A 478-nucleotide genomic window follows, 5' to 3' on the forward strand; every position below is an offset into this window, starting at 1 on the left:
GCTAATCAATAAAACGGCAAATAGTGTCAACATCAACGCTGACTTAAAGTAAGTCGCCCATTTGTGAACACTTTCAATATTGTCATCGAGTATTTCTTGTTTATCCTCAATTCTCATCAAAGACCATTTGAATTGTTCCATTGTTTGCTTTGTACGAAGATTAGGTATTTTTTCATCAAATTTCTCATCGATTTTTTGTTTAATAAATTTGCTTAGATTATCATCTGTCTCAATATTTACTTTAATCTCGTGCGTATTCGAGCGTTTTATCTGATCGGTCATTCGTGATATATATAGCTTGTCTTCATCACTCAAGTTCAAAGTCGTTTTCTCGTGATTGGACTCTAAGTTCTTTAGGACGTTTAATATTTTTTTCTGTATCTCTTGGTCTGTACTCACTTTCTCTTGGTTCGTATTCTGATAATTGTTGCTCGAATTCTCTCCGTTCATTTGCGACCGCAAACTCATTTTCTAATGC

1 pseudogene is annotated in these 478 nt (G+C 34.1%); it reads right to left on the reverse strand.

Going from position 1 to position 478, the window contains the following annotated elements:
- Positions 1-315 (reverse strand): annotated as a pseudogene (locus tag CD155_RS00625) (DUF334 domain-containing protein); the annotation flags it as partial.
- Positions 316-478 lie beyond the last annotated feature (163 nt).

The sequence above is a fragment of the Staphylococcus caprae genome (assembly GCF_002902725.1).
GTDB classification, from domain to species: Bacteria; Bacillota; Bacilli; order Staphylococcales; family Staphylococcaceae; genus Staphylococcus; species Staphylococcus caprae.